The sequence below is a fragment of the Actinacidiphila alni genome (assembly GCF_900112845.1).
Classification (GTDB): Bacteria; Actinomycetota; Actinomycetes; order Streptomycetales; family Streptomycetaceae; genus Actinacidiphila; species Actinacidiphila alni.
This window is the reverse complement of the sequence record NZ_FONG01000032.1, coordinates 19,243-34,267: the sequence shown is the minus strand read 5'-3', so window position 1 is coordinate 34,267 and position 15,025 is coordinate 19,243. Positions and strand designations below refer to the sequence as shown.

15 protein-coding genes are annotated in these 15,025 nt (G+C 72.1%); 9 read left to right on the top strand and 6 right to left on the bottom strand.

Annotated features, from left to right (window positions below):
* The first annotated feature begins 145 nt into the window (after positions 1–145).
* On the top strand, positions 146–970 hold the full coding sequence (locus BM076_RS33655; RefSeq protein ID WP_093717604.1) for a helix-turn-helix transcriptional regulator: 825 nt from the start codon (positions 146–148) through the stop codon (positions 968–970).
* A gap of 37 nt (positions 971–1,007) precedes the next feature.
* Here BM076_RS33655 and BM076_RS33650 read toward each other — a convergent pair whose 3' ends face one another.
* Complete coding sequence (locus BM076_RS33650) at positions 1,008–1,202, bottom strand: hypothetical protein (protein WP_245796633.1); 195 nt, start codon at positions 1,200–1,202, stop codon at positions 1,008–1,010.
* A gap of 153 nt (positions 1,203–1,355) precedes the next feature.
* Between BM076_RS33650 and BM076_RS33645 the strand changes: the two genes are divergently transcribed.
* On the top strand, positions 1,356–1,703 hold the full coding sequence (locus BM076_RS33645) for a cytidine deaminase (RefSeq protein WP_093717566.1): 348 nt from the start codon (positions 1,356–1,358) through the stop codon (positions 1,701–1,703).
* Positions 1,704–1,728: 25 nt separating this feature from the next.
* Here the strand turns inward: BM076_RS33645 and BM076_RS33640 are convergent, their stop codons facing one another.
* Both BM076_RS33640 and BM076_RS33635 read right to left on the bottom strand, forming a co-directional pair.
* The gene (locus BM076_RS33640; RefSeq protein ID WP_093717565.1) at positions 1,729–2,067 is read right to left on the bottom strand and encodes a P-II family nitrogen regulator; all 339 of its coding nucleotides are present in this window, start codon (positions 2,065–2,067) and stop codon (positions 1,729–1,731) included.
* A complete protein-coding gene (locus BM076_RS33635) occupies positions 2,064–3,389 on the bottom strand; it encodes an ammonium transporter (protein WP_407640745.1) in 1,326 nt (441 codons plus the stop codon). The genes BM076_RS33640 and BM076_RS33635 overlap by 4 nt, the downstream gene beginning before the upstream one ends.
* A gap of 207 nt (positions 3,390–3,596) precedes the next feature.
* On the opposite strand from BM076_RS33635, the gene era reads away from it, so the two are divergent.
* Positions 3,597–4,538, top strand: a complete 942-nt coding sequence (gene era / locus BM076_RS33630; protein ID WP_093717564.1) for a GTPase Era — start codon at positions 3,597–3,599, stop codon at positions 4,536–4,538.
* An 11-nt stretch (positions 4,539–4,549) separates the two neighbouring features.
* On the opposite strand, the gene BM076_RS33625 is transcribed toward era, so the two are convergent.
* Positions 4,550–5,590, bottom strand: a complete 1,041-nt coding sequence (locus tag BM076_RS33625) for an Lrp/AsnC family transcriptional regulator (protein WP_093717563.1) — start codon at positions 5,588–5,590, stop codon at positions 4,550–4,552.
* 144 nt (positions 5,591–5,734) lie between these two features.
* On the opposite strand from BM076_RS33625, the gene BM076_RS33620 reads away from it, so the two are divergent.
* Both BM076_RS33620 and BM076_RS33615 read left to right on the top strand, forming a co-directional pair.
* A complete protein-coding gene (locus tag BM076_RS33620) occupies positions 5,735–7,192 on the top strand; it encodes an MFS transporter (RefSeq protein ID WP_093717562.1) in 1,458 nt (485 codons plus the stop codon).
* Positions 7,193–7,508: 316 nt separating this feature from the next.
* The gene (locus BM076_RS33615) at positions 7,509–8,339 is read left to right on the top strand and encodes a transglycosylase SLT domain-containing protein (protein WP_245796632.1); all 831 of its coding nucleotides are present in this window, start codon (positions 7,509–7,511) and stop codon (positions 8,337–8,339) included.
* A gap of 96 nt (positions 8,340–8,435) precedes the next feature.
* On the opposite strand, the gene BM076_RS33610 is transcribed toward BM076_RS33615, so the two are convergent.
* Both BM076_RS33610 and BM076_RS33605 read right to left on the bottom strand, forming a co-directional pair.
* Positions 8,436–8,699 (bottom strand): protealysin inhibitor emfourin, encoded by a 264-nt coding sequence (locus BM076_RS33610; protein WP_093717601.1) that lies wholly within the window; start codon positions 8,697–8,699, stop codon positions 8,436–8,438.
* An 8-nt stretch (positions 8,700–8,707) separates the two neighbouring features.
* Entirely contained in the window at positions 8,708–9,829 is a 1,122-nt protein-coding gene (locus tag BM076_RS33605) for a M4 family metallopeptidase (protein ID WP_093717561.1), read from the bottom strand.
* A gap of 301 nt (positions 9,830–10,130) precedes the next feature.
* On the opposite strand from BM076_RS33605, the gene leuA reads away from it, so the two are divergent.
* The 4 genes from leuA (at position 10,131) to BM076_RS33585 (ending at position 14,998) form a co-directional block, all read left to right on the top strand.
* A complete protein-coding gene (gene leuA / locus BM076_RS33600) occupies positions 10,131–11,894 on the top strand; it encodes a 2-isopropylmalate synthase (RefSeq protein ID WP_093717560.1) in 1,764 nt (587 codons plus the stop codon).
* A gap of 164 nt (positions 11,895–12,058) precedes the next feature.
* Positions 12,059–12,766 carry a TerB family tellurite resistance protein gene (locus tag BM076_RS33595; RefSeq protein WP_093717559.1) on the top strand — a complete coding sequence of 236 codons (708 nt, stop codon included), beginning with the start codon at positions 12,059–12,061 and terminating at the stop codon, positions 12,764–12,766.
* A gap of 322 nt (positions 12,767–13,088) precedes the next feature.
* Positions 13,089–14,306, top strand: coding sequence for a sensor histidine kinase (locus BM076_RS33590; RefSeq protein WP_245796631.1), 1,218 nt, complete (start codon positions 13,089–13,091; stop codon positions 14,304–14,306).
* Entirely contained in the window at positions 14,303–14,998 is a 696-nt protein-coding gene (locus tag BM076_RS33585) for a response regulator transcription factor (RefSeq protein WP_093717558.1), read from the top strand. The genes BM076_RS33590 and BM076_RS33585 overlap by 4 nt, the downstream gene beginning before the upstream one ends.
* Positions 14,999–15,025: the final 27 nt, after the last annotated feature.

The window sequence follows — 15,025 nt, the reverse complement described above, 5'->3', positions numbered from 1 at the left end:
CCACCAGCCAGGCCCGCGGGCCGAGGGGGAGCGAGTGGATCAGACCGTGACCGTATCCGCAGCGTCCGCAGTCTCCGCAGCGTCCGCGGCTTCCGGGGCCTCCGCGGCGCGCACGCACCGGCGCCAGGAACTGCGGGACTTCCTGATGACGCGCCGGGCCCGTATCTCGCCCGCGCAGGCCGGCCTCCCCGACGGCGGCGCCCGCCGCCGTACCCCGGGGCTGCGCCGCGAGGAGGTCGCCGTGCTCGCCGGCGTCGGCGCCTCCTGGTACCAGTGGCTGGAGCAGGGCCGCGACATCACCGTCTCGCCGCAGGTGCTCGACGCGGTCGCCCGCGTCCTGCGGCTCAGCGGCCCCGAACGGCGGCATCTGTACGTGCTCGCCGGCCTCAATCCGCCGCTGCCCGAGGCCGCGCCCGACACCGACTTCTGCGAAGGGCTCTACCGGCTGATCGAGTCCTGGTCGCCGTTCCCCGCGCACATCATGGACGCGTACTGGAACATCGTCGCCTTCAACGAGCCCGCCGGGCGGGTCTTCGGCTTCACCGAGCGCGACTCCAACTGCCTGGTCGCCTTCTTCACCGACCCCGTCTACCGGGGCCGCGCCGACACCCGCGACAGCCTCGCAGCGACCGTCGTCGCCCAATACCGTGCCGCCGCCTCCGAATTCCCCGACGACGAGGGATTCCGCCGGATCGTCGACGAACTGGCCGCCGCCAGCGAGGAGTTCGCCGGGCTGTGGGCGCGCGGGGACGTCCAGCCCAGCGGGCAGGTCGAGAAGGAGATCGCCCACCCGCTGGTCGGCTCCCTGTTCTTCGAGAGCACCCAGCTGCGGCTGCCCGCCCGGCCCGACCTCACCATCGTCATGCACAATCCGCAGCCGGACAGCGGCACCGCCGCCAAACTGGCCTGGCTCGCCTCGCCCGAGCGGCGCCGCGAGTCGCTGCGGCCCGTGGACGGCTGCGCGTCCTGACCTCCGGCCGGGTCGCACGGGCGGCCCCGGGCCCGCTCTACGTGCCGAAGGTGCCGATCATCGACACCAGGTTGGTGCTGGCCGCCTGGATCGACGTGGCCAGGCTCGTATCGGCCAGATAGAAGCCGAGGGCTCCGCAGGCCAGGGCGTGGGTGGTCTTCAGCGAGCCCTTCCGCTTCAGGAACAGGGCCGCTGCCGCCAGTGCGATGACCAGGGGCATATGGAGCAGCAATGCGATCACCTCTACCGAGGAGGACGTTCGCTTCCCAGGCTAGGACGGTGTCGCACATCGCGCATGTTCGGCGACTGGGAGTGACCTCCCCTGCTCCGGAGCGGGCGTCCCACCTCCGCGGGGGTGCGGGGCGGGCCCCGATAGGGTGAGGGGATGAGCGAGGGGCTGGGTCCTGAGGACCTGAAACTGGTGACGTTGGCGAGGTCGGCGCGGGCGCGCAACGGGGTGCCGGAGGGCGCGGCCGTGCGGGACGAGATGGGCCGAACCTACGTAGCGGGAGCGGTCAAGCTGGCGTCGCTGGACCTGAGCGCACTCCAGACCGCCGTCGCGATGGCGGTCGCGAGCGGCGCGAAGTCCCTGGAAGCGGCCGTCGTGGTGACGACCGCGGATGCCGCGGCGGACCGCGACCTGGCCGTGGTCCGGGACCTGGGCGGCCCGGCCACCCCGCTGATCCTGACCGCCCCGGACGGCACGGTCCGCGGCACCGTCACCCCGGGCTGACCCGGGCCGGAACCGCCCCGGACGGCTACAGCGCGTCGGGGCCGCGCTCACCCGTCCTGACCCGGACGGCGGTGTCGACGGCGACGGCCCACACCTTGCCGTCGCCGATCTTGCCGGTGCGGGCCGCGGCCACGACCGCGTCGATGACGGCGTCGGCGTCCGCGTCGTCGACCAGCACTTCGACGCGGGCCTTCGGGACGAGGTCGACGCGGTACTCGGCGCCGCGGTAGACCTCGGTGTGTCCGCGCTGCCGCCCGTATCCGCTGGCCTCGGTGACGGTGAGCCCGTGCACCCCCATCTCCTGGAGTGCCGTCTTCACGTCGTCCAGCTTGAACGGCTTGATGACCGCGGTGACCAGCTTCATCCGAGCGTGCTCCTGTCCGGGTGGTGCGCAGCGGCCGGGCGCCCGGGGAGCGACGTGCCGTGCGTCAGTACGCCGTGATCGTAGGCGGTCTCGGCGTGCACGGTCAGGTCCAGGCCGGTGCGTTCCTCGTCCTCGGCCGCCCGGAAGCCCAGCAGCCGGTCGATCGCCCGCCCGATGCCGTACGTGACGGCGAAGGCGTACGTCCCGACCGCCGCGATCGCGACCGCCTGCTTGCCGAGCTGGCCGGGGCCGCCGCCGTAGAAGAGGCCCTCGGGGCCGCCGGTCATGGTGGCGGTGGCGAGCAGCCCGATCAGCAGGGTGCCGACGACCCCGCCGACCAGGTGCACACCGACGACGTCCAGCGAGTCGTCCACGCCCCAGCGGAATTTCCAGCTCACCGCGTACGAGCAGAGCACGCCGGCCGCCAGGCCCACCACGAGCGCGCCGACCATGTCGACGCTGCCGCAGGACGGGGTGATCGCGACGAGTCCGGCGACCGCGCCGGACGCGGCGCCGAGCGTGGTGGCGTGCCCGTCGCGGCGCTTCTCGACCACCAGCCAGCCCAGCAGTCCCGCGCAGCCCGCCGCCTGGGTGTTGACGAAGGCGGCGGCGGCCAGACCGTTGGCGGCCAGCGCGGAACCGGCGTTGAAGCCGAACCAGCCGAACCACAGCAGCCCCGCGCCGAGCAGCACCAGCGGCAGATTGTGCGGGCGCATCGCGTCCTTGCGGAAGCCGATCCGCGGGCCGAGCACGATCGCCAGCGCCAGCCCCGAGGCGCCCGAGCACACCTCGACGACGGTGCCGCCCGCGAAGTCCAGCGCGCCCAGCCTGGCGGTGATCCAGCCGCCGGTGCCGAACACCCAGTGCGCCACGGGGACGTATACGGCCAGTGTCCACACCACGACGAAGACCACCCACGCGCCGAACCGCGTACGGTCCGCGACGGCGCCGCTGATCAGCGCCGCGGTGATGATCGCGAAGGTGAGCTGGAAGGCGGCGAAGAGCAGCGTCGGGACGTGCCCGGTCACCGACAGCGGGGTGATCCCGTGCATGCCGAGGTGGTCGAGACCGCCGATCAGGCCGAGGCCGCCCGCGTCCGGGCCGAAGGCGAGGGTGTAGCCGGCGGCCAGCCACACCACTGTGACCAGCGCGATCGACACAAAGCTCATCATGAACATGTTGAGCACACTCTTGCTGCGGACCATGCCGCCGTAGAAGAGCGCGAGGCCGGGGGTCATCAGCAGGACGAGCGCGGTGGCGGCCAGCAGCCAGGCGGTGTCGCCCGCGTCGACCGCGGGCCGACCGGCGGACAGGAGCAGCACAGGGGAGTCCCTTCCATGGACGGCTGAGGAAGAGCGTCACGGGCGCGTATTTCGTGTTGTGGGCGTCCGTGTTTCCGCCATGTTTCATGTTGCGTCCGGGTTTCCGGCACCTCACCGGGGCGCCGTCGCCCGGTCGCCGGGCGGACGTACGGGCCCGGCCCCGGGTGCGCGGCGTCCGCACCCGCTGTCTTCGGGGAGAATGGGCGCATGAGCGCCCGTACCCAGCCCGCAGACACCCCGTACCGGTCAGGTTTCGCCTGTTTCGTCGGCCGCCCGAACGCCGGGAAGTCCACCCTCACGAACGCTCTGGTCGGCCAGAAGGTGGCGATCACCTCCAACCGGCCGCAGACCACCCGGCACACCGTGCGCGGCATCGTGCACCGGCCGGACGCCCAGCTCGTGCTGGTCGACACCCCCGGACTGCACAAGCCGCGCACCCTCCTCGGCGAGCGGCTCAACGATGTGGTGCGCACCACCTGGGCCGAGGTCGACGTGATCGGCTTCTGCCTGCCCGCCGACCAGAAGATCGGGCCGGGCGACACCTTCATCGCGCGCGAGCTGGCCGGGATCAAGAAGACGCCGAAGGTGGCCATCGTCACCAAGACCGACCTGGCCGACGGGCAGACCCTGCGCGAGCAGCTGCTCGCCGTCGACAAGCTCGGCCGCGACCTGGGCATCGAGTGGGCCGAGATCGTGCCGGTCTCGGCGACCGCGGGCGACCAGGTGGGCCTGTTGGCCGACCTGCTGGTGCCGCTGCTGCCCGAGGGCCCGCCGCTCTACCCCGAGGGCGACCTCACCGACGAGCCCGAGCAGGTCATGGTCGCCGAGCTGATCCGCGAGGCCGCGCTCGAAGGCGTACGGGACGAGCTGCCGCACTCCATCGCCGTCGTCGTCGAGGAGATGCTGCCCCGCGAGGGCCGCCCGGAGAACCGGCCGCTGCTGGACATCCACGCCAACCTCTACATCGAGCGGCCCAGCCAGAAGGGCATCGTCATCGGCCCCAAGGGCGCCCGGCTGAAGGAGGTCGGCATGAAGTCCCGCACCCAGATCGAGGCGCTGCTGGGCACCCCGGTCTTCCTCGACCTGCATGTGAAGGTGGCCAAGGACTGGCAGCGGGACCCGAAACAGCTGCGCAAGCTCGGTTTCTGACCCGCGGCCGGTCAGGTGCGGTCCGCCTCCGCGAGCCGGGTCATGCCGGGCGCGAGCAGCGGGCTGGCGCCCTTGATCGTGCGGTGCGTCGGCGAGGTCTCCGTACGCCTGATGCCGGGCAGCTCGGCGACCGGCCCGGTCAGATAGCGGTAGAGCGCGCCGGCGTCCTTGCAGTTCACGGAGGCGTAGACATTGGCGGTGCCGGTGGTCGCCGCCGCGAAGGCGATCTCCTGGTGCGTGGCGAGCGCCGCCCCCACCTCGGCGAGCCGGGCGGGCTCGACCTCCAGCCACAGCCCGGCCCGCAGCGCGGGCTGGAGCGCCCGCCGGTCGAAGTCGAGGTCGTAGTAGAGGACGCCGGCCGCCCGCAGCTCCGCCATCCGCCGCCGTACCGTCGTCTGCGACCAGCCGGTGACCTCGGCCAGTTCGGCGGCCGGTGTCCGGCCGTCCACCGCGAGCGCGTCGAGCAGCGGCTGGTCCTCGGCGGCCAGCGGGTACGCCTCCGTGCTCTCCGCGGCCGGCGGCCGCTCGTCCGCCACGGTCAGCGCCCGAACCTCCCGCGGGCTCAGCCATCCGGACTTGGTCGCCGGGCTCAGGTCCTTGCCGAAGAAGATGTGCAGCATGGCGTGCGCGGTCACCTGCACCACCCGCGGTGTGCGCGGCAGTTTCTGGAGCAGCAGTGAGTCGTCGCGCTGCGCGAGCGCCGTCTGCACCAGGCAGAGGATCTCGGTGCCGCCCGAGATGAGGCTGACCCAGCGGGTGTCCGTCCGCCGGGCCAGCGCCAAGCTGACCGAGGCCGCCGCGTCGGGTGTGCAGCGCACGCGTACGACCCACGGCGTCACGCCGATCCGGTGCGGGTCGGTCAGGCCCACCACGCGCAGCATTCCGCTCGAACGGAGCCGGCCGTAGCGGCGGGCCGCGGTCTGGTCCGAGACGCCGAGCACCTCGCCGATCCGGCGGAACGGCGCCCGTCCGTCGATCTGGAGGGCGTGCACGATCCGGTGGTCCAGCTCGTCGAGTCCCTCCAGCAGGTCCCATGTCGTGTCGGATTCCATCCGCCAAGGCTAACGGATGTCGGATTCCACCGCCGGAGCCCCGCTGGCTGTGGCGCGCAGCCGACTGTCACGGATCGTGGGAGACGTTCAGCCCCACGATCCACCGGGCCCCACGGGGTCCGCTCCCGAACGGAGTCCCGTCCCATGCGCAAATGGCTGCCCCTCGTGGCGATCTGCCTGGGCGCCTTCATCCTGCTGGTCGACGTCACCATCGTGAACGTCGCCCTGCCGAGCATGGCGTCCGACCTCGACGCGTCCTTCACCTCCCTGCAATGGGTGATGGACATCTACGCGCTGGCGCTCGCCGCGCTGCTGATGCTGGCGGGCTCGCTCGCCGACCTCTTCGGGCACCGGCGGATCTACGCGGCCGGGCTCACCGTCTTCGCGCTGGCCTCGCTGGCGGCGGCCCTGTCGCCGAACGCCGCCGCGCTGATCACCGCGCGGGCCGTGCAGGGTGTCGGCGGCGCCGCGATGTTCGCGACGTCCGCCGCGCTGGTGTCCGCCACCTACCACGGCCGCGACCGCGGCACTGCCTTCGGCGTGTGGGGCGCGGTCAACGGCGCCGCCGCCGCGGCCGGGCCCATCCTGGGCGGCCTGCTCACCCAGGGCTTCGGCTGGGAGGCGATCTTCCTGGTCAATCTGCCGGTCGCGGTCGTCGCCGTCGCCCTCACCCTGAAGGTGCTGCCCAAGGGGGAGCGCGGTGCCGGGCGGCTGGACCTGCCGGGCGCCGTCACCTTCACCCTGGGCGCCGCCGCCCTGACGTACGCGCTGATCCGCGGCGGCGAGCACGGCTGGACCGAGTCGCTGACGCTGACCGCCTTCGCGGTCGCCGCCGCGGCGGCCGTCGCTTTCGTGGCCGCCGAGGCCAGGTCCGCGCACCCGATGCTCGACCTGGCGCTGTTGCGCCGCCCCGGGTTCTCCGGCCTGCTCGGCGGCGCCCTGCTCTACCAGGCGGCGGCCTTCTCCGGCCTGGTCTACATCTCCCTGTGGCTGCAGAACGTGCTCGGCCTCAGCCCGATCCGCGGCGGTCTGGCGCTGATGCCGCTGGCCGGGGCGTCCTTCCTGGTCGCCGCGGTCGCGGGCCGGCACATGCACCGCGTCGCGCCCCGGCTGCCGATCGGCGGCGGTCTGGCGCTGATCGCGGTGGGCTGCGCGGTGCTGTGGGCGTCGGTGCACGCCTCCTCCGGTCAGTCCGCGCTCTTCGCGGGCCTGGCGATCGTGGGCGTGGGCGTCGGCCTGGCCACCCCGGTGCTGGTGTCGGCGGCCGTCGAGGCCGTACCGCCGCAGCGGGCGGGCATGGCGGGCGCGGCCGTCAACACCTTCCGGCAGCTCGGCATGACGCTGGGCATCGCGGTCTTCGGCGCCGTCTTCACCTCCCGGCTGCGCGACACGGCGGCGGGCGGCGGCTCGCTGCGGGCCGGCTACGCCTCGGGCCTGGACCGGATCTCGCTGTACGCCGCCGCCGCCGCGCTGGCCGGCGCGCTGGTGATCGTGGCGACGCTGCGGCCTTCCCGCCGGGAGGAGCCCCGGGCGGTGACCGGGCCGGCGGCCCGGGACGCCGCGCGGGAACCGGCCCGGGAAGCCGCTCCCAGCCCGCACTGACCACCGCCCCGGTCACTTCGTCCGATTCACCCGGTTTTGAGTGACCGGCGCCACATATTCTCGCCACATAAAGTGCCCCCTCTCTCACGCGCCGTGAGGGAGGGGGCACCCTCTTGTGATCCCCTCGATAGGGCGTGGGTCACATACGAAGCCACTTAGTAGGCCGCGGTCCCGGTATTCACGGGAAAAAGCCCTTCCCGGCCCCTCCTCCGTACCCCCGTCTACGAATGCCATCCGTAGACGAGGTCTTTGACCTCCGAATTGCCTGCCTCTAACAATTCACTGGTCCCGCTACGGAGGAAGAGGTAATTCCCGAATGCAGCTCCCCACGATCCCGAAGAAGTTCCCCACGTTCACCGCGTTCAACCGGATGCCGAAGAAGCACAAGATCACCGCTGTCGGCGCTGTTGCCGCCACCGCTGTCGTGCTGACCGTCACCGGACTGGAAGCGACCGCGGGGGCCGGCTCGGCGACCGCGGCGGGCAACCCCACCGGGTTCTCCGTCTCCAAGGGCGCGCAGGTCAAGGACCTGGACGCGCAGACCGGTCTCGCCTCGCAGAAGTCCATCCGCGACGCCGCGCAGGCCAGGACCGACCTGCTCGCCGCCGCGAAGAAGGCCGCCGCCGACAAGCAGGCCGCCGCGAAGAAGGCCGCCGCCGACAAGGCCGAGGCCGCGAAGAAGAAGGCCGCGGCCGAGGCCGCCGACCGCGCGAAGAAGAAGGCCGCGGCCAACCGTTCCACCAAGCGCGCCGCCATTGCCGCGCCCAAGAAGGCCGAGCCGAAGAAGGCCGCCGCCGCGGCGCCCAAGAAGGTCGCCAAGTCGTACCCGAACAACCTCGACGGCTGGATCCGCGAGTCCCTCGACATCCTGCACGCCAAGGGAATTCCCGGCAGCTACGAGGGAATTCACCGCAACATCATCCGCGAGTCCAGCGGCAACCCGCGCGCGATCAACAACTGGGACATCAACGCCCAGAACGGCATTCCCTCCAAGGGCCTGCTCCAGGTGATCAACCCGACGTTCAACACCTACCACGTGTCCGGTACTTCGTGGGACATCTACGACCCGGTCGCGAACATCACCGCCGCCTGCAACTACGCGGCCGACCGCTACGGTTCGATGGACAACGTGAATTCCGCGTACTGACCCCGGTCATGCACTGAAGCGATAACGCGGGACGCCCGCAAAAGGGGCGGTACGGCCACCCGGCCGCACCGCCCCTTTTGCGCGCTCTGCCCGCCTTCAGGCGCCTTCGCCCAGCACCGTCCGGATCAACTCGCGCTGCTCCGCCGTCAGATGGGGGTCCGCGCAGCGGGCGGTGCGGCCGTCGGCGGTGATCTCGTACGTGAAGCCGTCGGGGACGACCGGGCCGCGGGCGGGGCCCGCGGTCAGGGCCGCCTCGGCGAGGGCGACGAGGCGGTCCGCGTCGGGGCGGCCCGCCGTGTCGAGCGCGGCATGGCGCTCGATCGCCGCGAAGCCGCCGGAACGGGCCACCTCGATACGCATCGGCTCCGTCACGCCTCCTGGGGCTGGCCGGGCTGCTGACGCGGCAGCCCGGCACTGTCGGGGGAAGGCACCGCCGGGGTGACGCCCACCTGCGACCAGGACGCGAGCACCGCCCGGTACTGGTCGCCCTCACCGTAACGGGCCTTGGCCGCCGCCGCGGTGGCCGCGGCGAAGTCCGCGAACTGCGCGTGCGGCGACAGGGAGCCGCCGGTCAGCGTGTCGTACCAGATCTGGCCCGCCTGCTCCCAGGCGTTGCCGCCCAGTTCGGCGGCCAGCAGGTAGAAGGCGTGGTTCGGGATGCCGGAATTGATGTGCACCCCGCCGTTGTCGCGCGAGGTGGAGACATAGCCCGCCATCGTGCCGGGCTGCGGGTCGGTGCCGAGGTCCGGGTCGTCGTAGGCGGTGCCCGGCGCCTTCATCGAGCGCAGCGCGTGCCCGTTGACGCCCGGTGCGAGCAGCCCGGCGCCGATCAGCCAGTCCGCCTGCTCGGCGCTCTGCCCGAGCGTGAACTGCTTGATGAGGCTGCCGAAGACGTCGGACACCGACTCGTTGAGCGCCCCCGACTGCCCGAAATAGTCCAGATTGGCGCTGTATTGCGTGACGCCGTGCGTCAACTCGTGGCCGATCACGTCCAGCGGAAGGGTGAAGTCCAGGAAGATCCGGCCGTCGCCGTCCCCGAAGACCATCTGCTGACCGTTCCAGAAGGCGTTGTTGTAGTCCTGGAGGTAGTGGACGCTCGCCACCAGGGGTAGCCCCGCGTCGTCGATCGAGTGCCGCGCGTACGCCTTGAGATACGTCTCGAAGGTCGCGCCGAGCGCGTCGTACGCCCGGTTGACGCTCGCGTCCTCGGCCGCCTTGTCGCCCTCGCCGCGCACTTTGCGGCCGGGCAGCGCGTCCTGGTGCTTCGCGTCGTGGATCGTGCGCACCGGCCGGTCGGAGGCGGCGGCACCGGTCACCCCGGTGGCGCCGATCACCGTGGTCAGCCGGCGCCGGGTGCGCTGCAGCGCGTCCTGTTCCAGGGTGCGGCGGGCGGCGCCGGAGACCCCGGCGTCCGCGGATCCGGACATCTTGTCCAGCACGTGCGGCGGCACGATCGTGCAGAAAACGGCGGGCGCTCGGTCAGCAGTCATGGCGGCAATGTGGCACGCGCCACAGGCACTGTCACCGGTTGCGACGACGATTGACGAAAAGGAGGGAAGGATCATGCTTTGAGTGGACGGAACCACCCATCTTGCATACTGAGAGGAAGTACGTACCGGCTGTGTGATCCCGCCCGGCTCGGCTATGGTCGACCCATCATGCGTTACGGGCTGCTTCTCCTTAGCTGCCGCGGCGAGGGCCTGTAGTCGAGGCCGACCCCCTCCCCGCGGAGTTCAGGCGTGCCATCGCCGTCGGCCGTCACTCAGCCGGACCCCGAGGAGCCAGAGCCCAATGACCAGCCCCAGCCGTGTCGGCCGCCCCACGCCCATCACCGCGGCGACCGTACGCCAGCGCCCCACCGCCATGCCGGTCCACAAGTACGGCCGCTACGAGGCCGTCGACATCCCCGACCGCACCTGGCCGGACAACCGGATCACCAAGGCGCCGCGGTGGCTCTCCACCGACCTGCGGGACGGCAACCAGGCGCTGATCGACCCCATGTCGCCCGCCCGCAAGCGCGAGATGTTCGACCTGCTGGTCCGCATGGGCTACAAGGAGATCGAGATCGGCTTCCCGGCCTCCGGCCAGACGGACTTCGACTTCGTCCGCTCGATCATCGAGGGCGACGCGATCCCCGAGGACGTGACGATCTCCGTCCTGACCCAGGCCCGCGAGGAACTGATCGAGCGCACCGTCGAGTCGCTGCGCGGCGCCCCGCGCGCCACCGTGCACCTCTACAACGCCACCGCGCCGGTCTTCCGCCGCGTCGTCTTCCGCGGCAGCCGCGACCAGGTCAAGGCGATCGCGGTGGACGGCACCCGGCTGGTCATGGAGTACGCCGACAAGATCCTGGGCGACGAGACGGTCTTCGGCTACCAGTACAGCCCGGAGATCTTCACCGACACCGAACTGGACTTCGCTCTGGAGGTCTGCGAGGGCGTGATGGACGTCTGGCAGCCCGAGGAGGGCCGCGAGATCATCCTCAACCTGCCCGCCACGGTGGAGCGTTCCACCCCCTCCACGCACGCCGACCGCTTCGAGTGGATGTCGCGCCACCTGTCCCGCCGCGAGCACGTATGCCTGTCCGTGCACCCGCACAACGACCGCGGTACGGCGGTGGCCGCCGCCGAACTGGCGATCATGGCGGGCGCGGACCGGATCGAGGGCTGCCTGTTCGGGCAGGGCGAGCGCACCGGCAACGTCGACCTGGTGACGCTGGGCATGAATCTGTTCAGCCAGGGCGTCGACCCGCAGATCGACTTCTCGCAGATCGACGAGATCCGCCGCACCGCCGAATACTGCAACCAGATGGAGATCCACCCGCGCCACCCCTACGCGGGCGACCTGGTCTACACCTCCTTCTCCGGCTCTCACCAGGACGCCATCAAGAAGGGCTTCGAGGCGATGGAGGCCACCGCCACCGCGGCCGGCAAGACCGTCGACGACATCGAGTGGGCGGTGCCGTACCTGCCGATCGACCCCAAGGACGTCGGCCGCTCCTACGAGGCCGTCATCCGCGTCAACTCCCAGTCCGGCAAGGGCGGTGTCGCGTACGTCCTGAAGAACGGCCACAAGCTGGACCTGCCGCGGCGGATGCAGATCGAGTTCTCGAAGATCATCCAGGCCAAGACCGACAGCGAGGGCGGCGAGGTCACCCCCGCGCAGATCTGGTCGGTCTTCCAGGACGAGTACCTGCCCACCAGCGACAACCCCTGGGGCCGGATCGCGCTGCGCTCGGCGGTCTCCTCCACCTCCAGTGACGGCACGGACCAGCTGACCGTCGAGGCCGTCGTGGACGGCGTCGCCACCACCCTGAGCGGTACGGGCAACGGCCCGATCTCCGCCTTCTTCGACGCCCTGGCCGAGATCGGCGTGGACGCCCGGCTGCTGGACTACACCGAGCACACCCTCAGCGAGGGCGCCTCCGCGCAGGCCGCCTCCTACATCGAGTGCGCCATCGACGGCCGCGTCATGTGGGGCATCGGCATCGACCCCAACACCACCCGCGCCTCCCTGCAGGCGGTCGTCTCGGCGGTCAACCGGGCGGCGCGCTGACGCCTTTCCGGCCGGAGTTCCCCGCGCCCCTTCCGGGGGTACGGGGGCTCCGGCCCCGTTCGTGCGGCAATTGCCCCCTTACGCGGTACTGACTGCGACGGCCCAGTGTGGCTAACATCACGGCAGGGCGGCAGCGTTGCCGAACGGCCGGAGGGTGCAGCGTGATGAAGCTGAGGCTGTGTATCTGGGGTGTGCGCACGGCGTGGCACACCGAGGACGACGGTGAGTTCTTCTGCCCCGAGTGCGGCGGCGACCGCGCCTACCACCGCAGAACCGGCACCCGCAGGCTGACCGTGCTCAATGTGCCGGTGCTGCGGCGCGGGCCGGCCGGCACCGTCATCGAGTGCACCGCCTGCCACGAGCAGTACGCCTCCGACGTGCTGCTGCGGCCCACCACCACCCGTTTCTCCGCGATGCTGCGGGACGCCGTGCACACCATCGCGCTCGCCGTGCTCACCGCGGGCGGTGCCACCGGCCGGCCCGCCCGTGAGGCCGCCGTCGGCGCGGTGCGTTCGGCCGGCTTCTCCGACTGCACCGAGGACCAGTTGCTCGGGCTGCTCGCGGCGATCGTCGCCGACGAGGGCCGCTATGCCGGGCCCGGGGCCGGGTCCTCGCTCGGGCCCGACTCCTTCGCCGACGAGGTGGACGGGTGCGGCAGCTGGCTCTCGATCGAGCTGCACGAGGCGCTCGAACCCCTCGCCGACCATCTCGACCCGCTCGGCCGCGAGCGCATCCTCCTCCAGGGCGCCCATATCGCCCTCGCCGACGGTCCCTATCTCCCCGCCGAGCGGGAAGTCCTCGAGGCCGTCGGCCGCTGCCTCTCCCTGACCCTCACCGACATCGACCGCCTCCTGGAGGGCGCCGCCGCCTGACCTGCGGTCCGCTTACGGAAATGGGTGCCCTTTCTCCTCGCGGAGTGCGGTTCGTCAGGGGCGCCGTACTCCCGGGGGAGTAGGTGAAGGGCGGTGCGTCCGGGGGAGTAGCCCTCGGGTCGGCCCGGAGCGGGACGAGGGAAGGGCGCCCCGGGCGAGAGGGTGGGAGGCAGAAGAAAGCCTCGGCCACTTCCGGAGGAGCGATGGTGAGCGCCGACCGCCCGTGGGCGGTACCCCGCATCAGAGCGGTACCCCTGAAGACCCTCAGGCCCACCGCACGGTGACCTATCTGAGCCCACCCCGCATCCGCGAGGATGGTTCCGTGGCCCTCACCATGGATCTGCTGCGCGCCCCCCGCGTCCCCGCGGTGCCGGTGCCGCGCATCGCCCCGGTGGACATCGCCTTCGCCGCCCTGGTCTTCCTCGTGGAAGCACTGCTCGCGTGCTGCCTGCCGGAGGAGCAGGGCAGCGCCCGTCCCGACCTGCTGGGCTGGACGCTGCTGGTCGCGAGCGCCGCCGTCCTGGTGTGGCGGCGCCGCTCCCCGCTGTGGTGCATGCTCGGCATGCTCGCGGCGGTGGCGCCGTACCACTACCTGGAGAATTTGCAGGTGGCGCCGATCCCGTCGAGCATGGTCGCGCTGTACGCCCTGGCCGTCGCGGGCCCCCCGCTGCGTACGTTCCTGCTGCTGCCGAGCGTCATCGCGCTGATGGCGGCGATCATGTCGACGATCAGCGCGCCCCACGCGGGCACCGAGCTGCTCAAGAGCGCGGGCTGGATCGTGGCGGTCGCGGTGGCCGGCGAGGTGGTGCGGATGCACCGCAATTACGTCGCGGCCATCGTCGGCCGTGCCGAAAGAGCCGAGCGCACCCGCGAGGAGGAGGCGGCCCGCCGGGTCGCGGAGGAGCGGCTGCGGATCGCCCGCGACCTGCACGACCTGCTCGCGCACAGCATCACCCTGATCGGTGTGCAGACCTCGGTGGCCGCGCACATCCTGGTCGCCGACCCCGACCGGCTCGACCGTACGGCGGTGGCCGCGGCCCTCGACACGATCGCCGACACCTGCCGCGAGGCCCGCGCCGAACTGCGCACCACGCTGCGGGTGCTGCGGGCCGACGGCGACGGCCCGCTGCCGGACCTGGCCGGGATACCGGCGCTGGCGACGGCCGCGGAGGCCGCCGGGGCCCGGGTCGAACTGGACGTGCCGGACGGCGCCGACCCGGTGCCGCCCGCGGTGGGCGCGGCGGCCTTCCGTATCGTCCAGGAGTCGCTGACCAACGCCATGCGGCACTCCGGGGTGCCCAGCCCGCTGATCACGGTGCGGGTGGAGCGCGGCCCCGACGGGCTGCGGCTGCTGATCGAGGACGACGGGCCGGGCGACGACAGCACGGGCCGCCCGGAGGGCTTCGGCATCGTCGGCATGCGGGAGCGGGCCCGCAGCGTCGGCGGCACCCTCACCGCGGGGCCGCGGCCGGGCCGTACGGGCTTCGCGGTCGGCGCCGTACTGCCGTTCACCGTCGACAGCCAGGGAGACCACCGATGACCTCGCCGCCCGCGCCGATCCGGGTGCTGCTCGCCGACGACCAGACGCTGGTGCGCGCCGCGTTCGCGATGCTGGTGGAGTCCGCCCGCGACATGGAGGTGGTCGGCCAGGCCGCCAACGGCCTGGAGGCGGTCGACATGGCGCGCGCCGCCCGCGCCGACGTCGTCGTGATGGACATCCGGATGCCGGAGCTGGACGGCATCGAGGCCACCCGGCGGATCGCGGCGGACGACGACCTGGCGGGGGTGCGGATCCTCGTGCTGACCACGTACGACGACGACCAGCACGTGGTGTCGGCGCTGCGCGCGGGCGCCTCCGGCTTCCTGGTCAAGGACACCAGGCCCGCCGAACTGCTGGACGCGATCCGTACGGTCGCGGCCGGCGACTCGCTGCTGTCGCCGGGACCCACCGCCCGGCTGATCGCCCGGGTGCTGCGGCTGCCGGACCGGCCGCTGGTCAGCGCGCCCGCCCCGGCCTCGCTCGGCGGCCTGTCGGACCGCGAGCGCGAGGTGCTCACCCTGGTCGCGCGCGGCCTGAACAACGCCGAGACCGGCGAGGCGCTGGGCCTGAGCCCGCTCACCGCCAAGACCCATGTGAGCCGCATCATGGGCAAGCTCGGCGCCCGCGACCGCGCCCAACTGGTCATCGCCGCCTACGAGTCGGGCCTGGTCGCCCCCGGCGCCGACCGCTGACGCGCGACCCGCGGCCCGCACGCACGA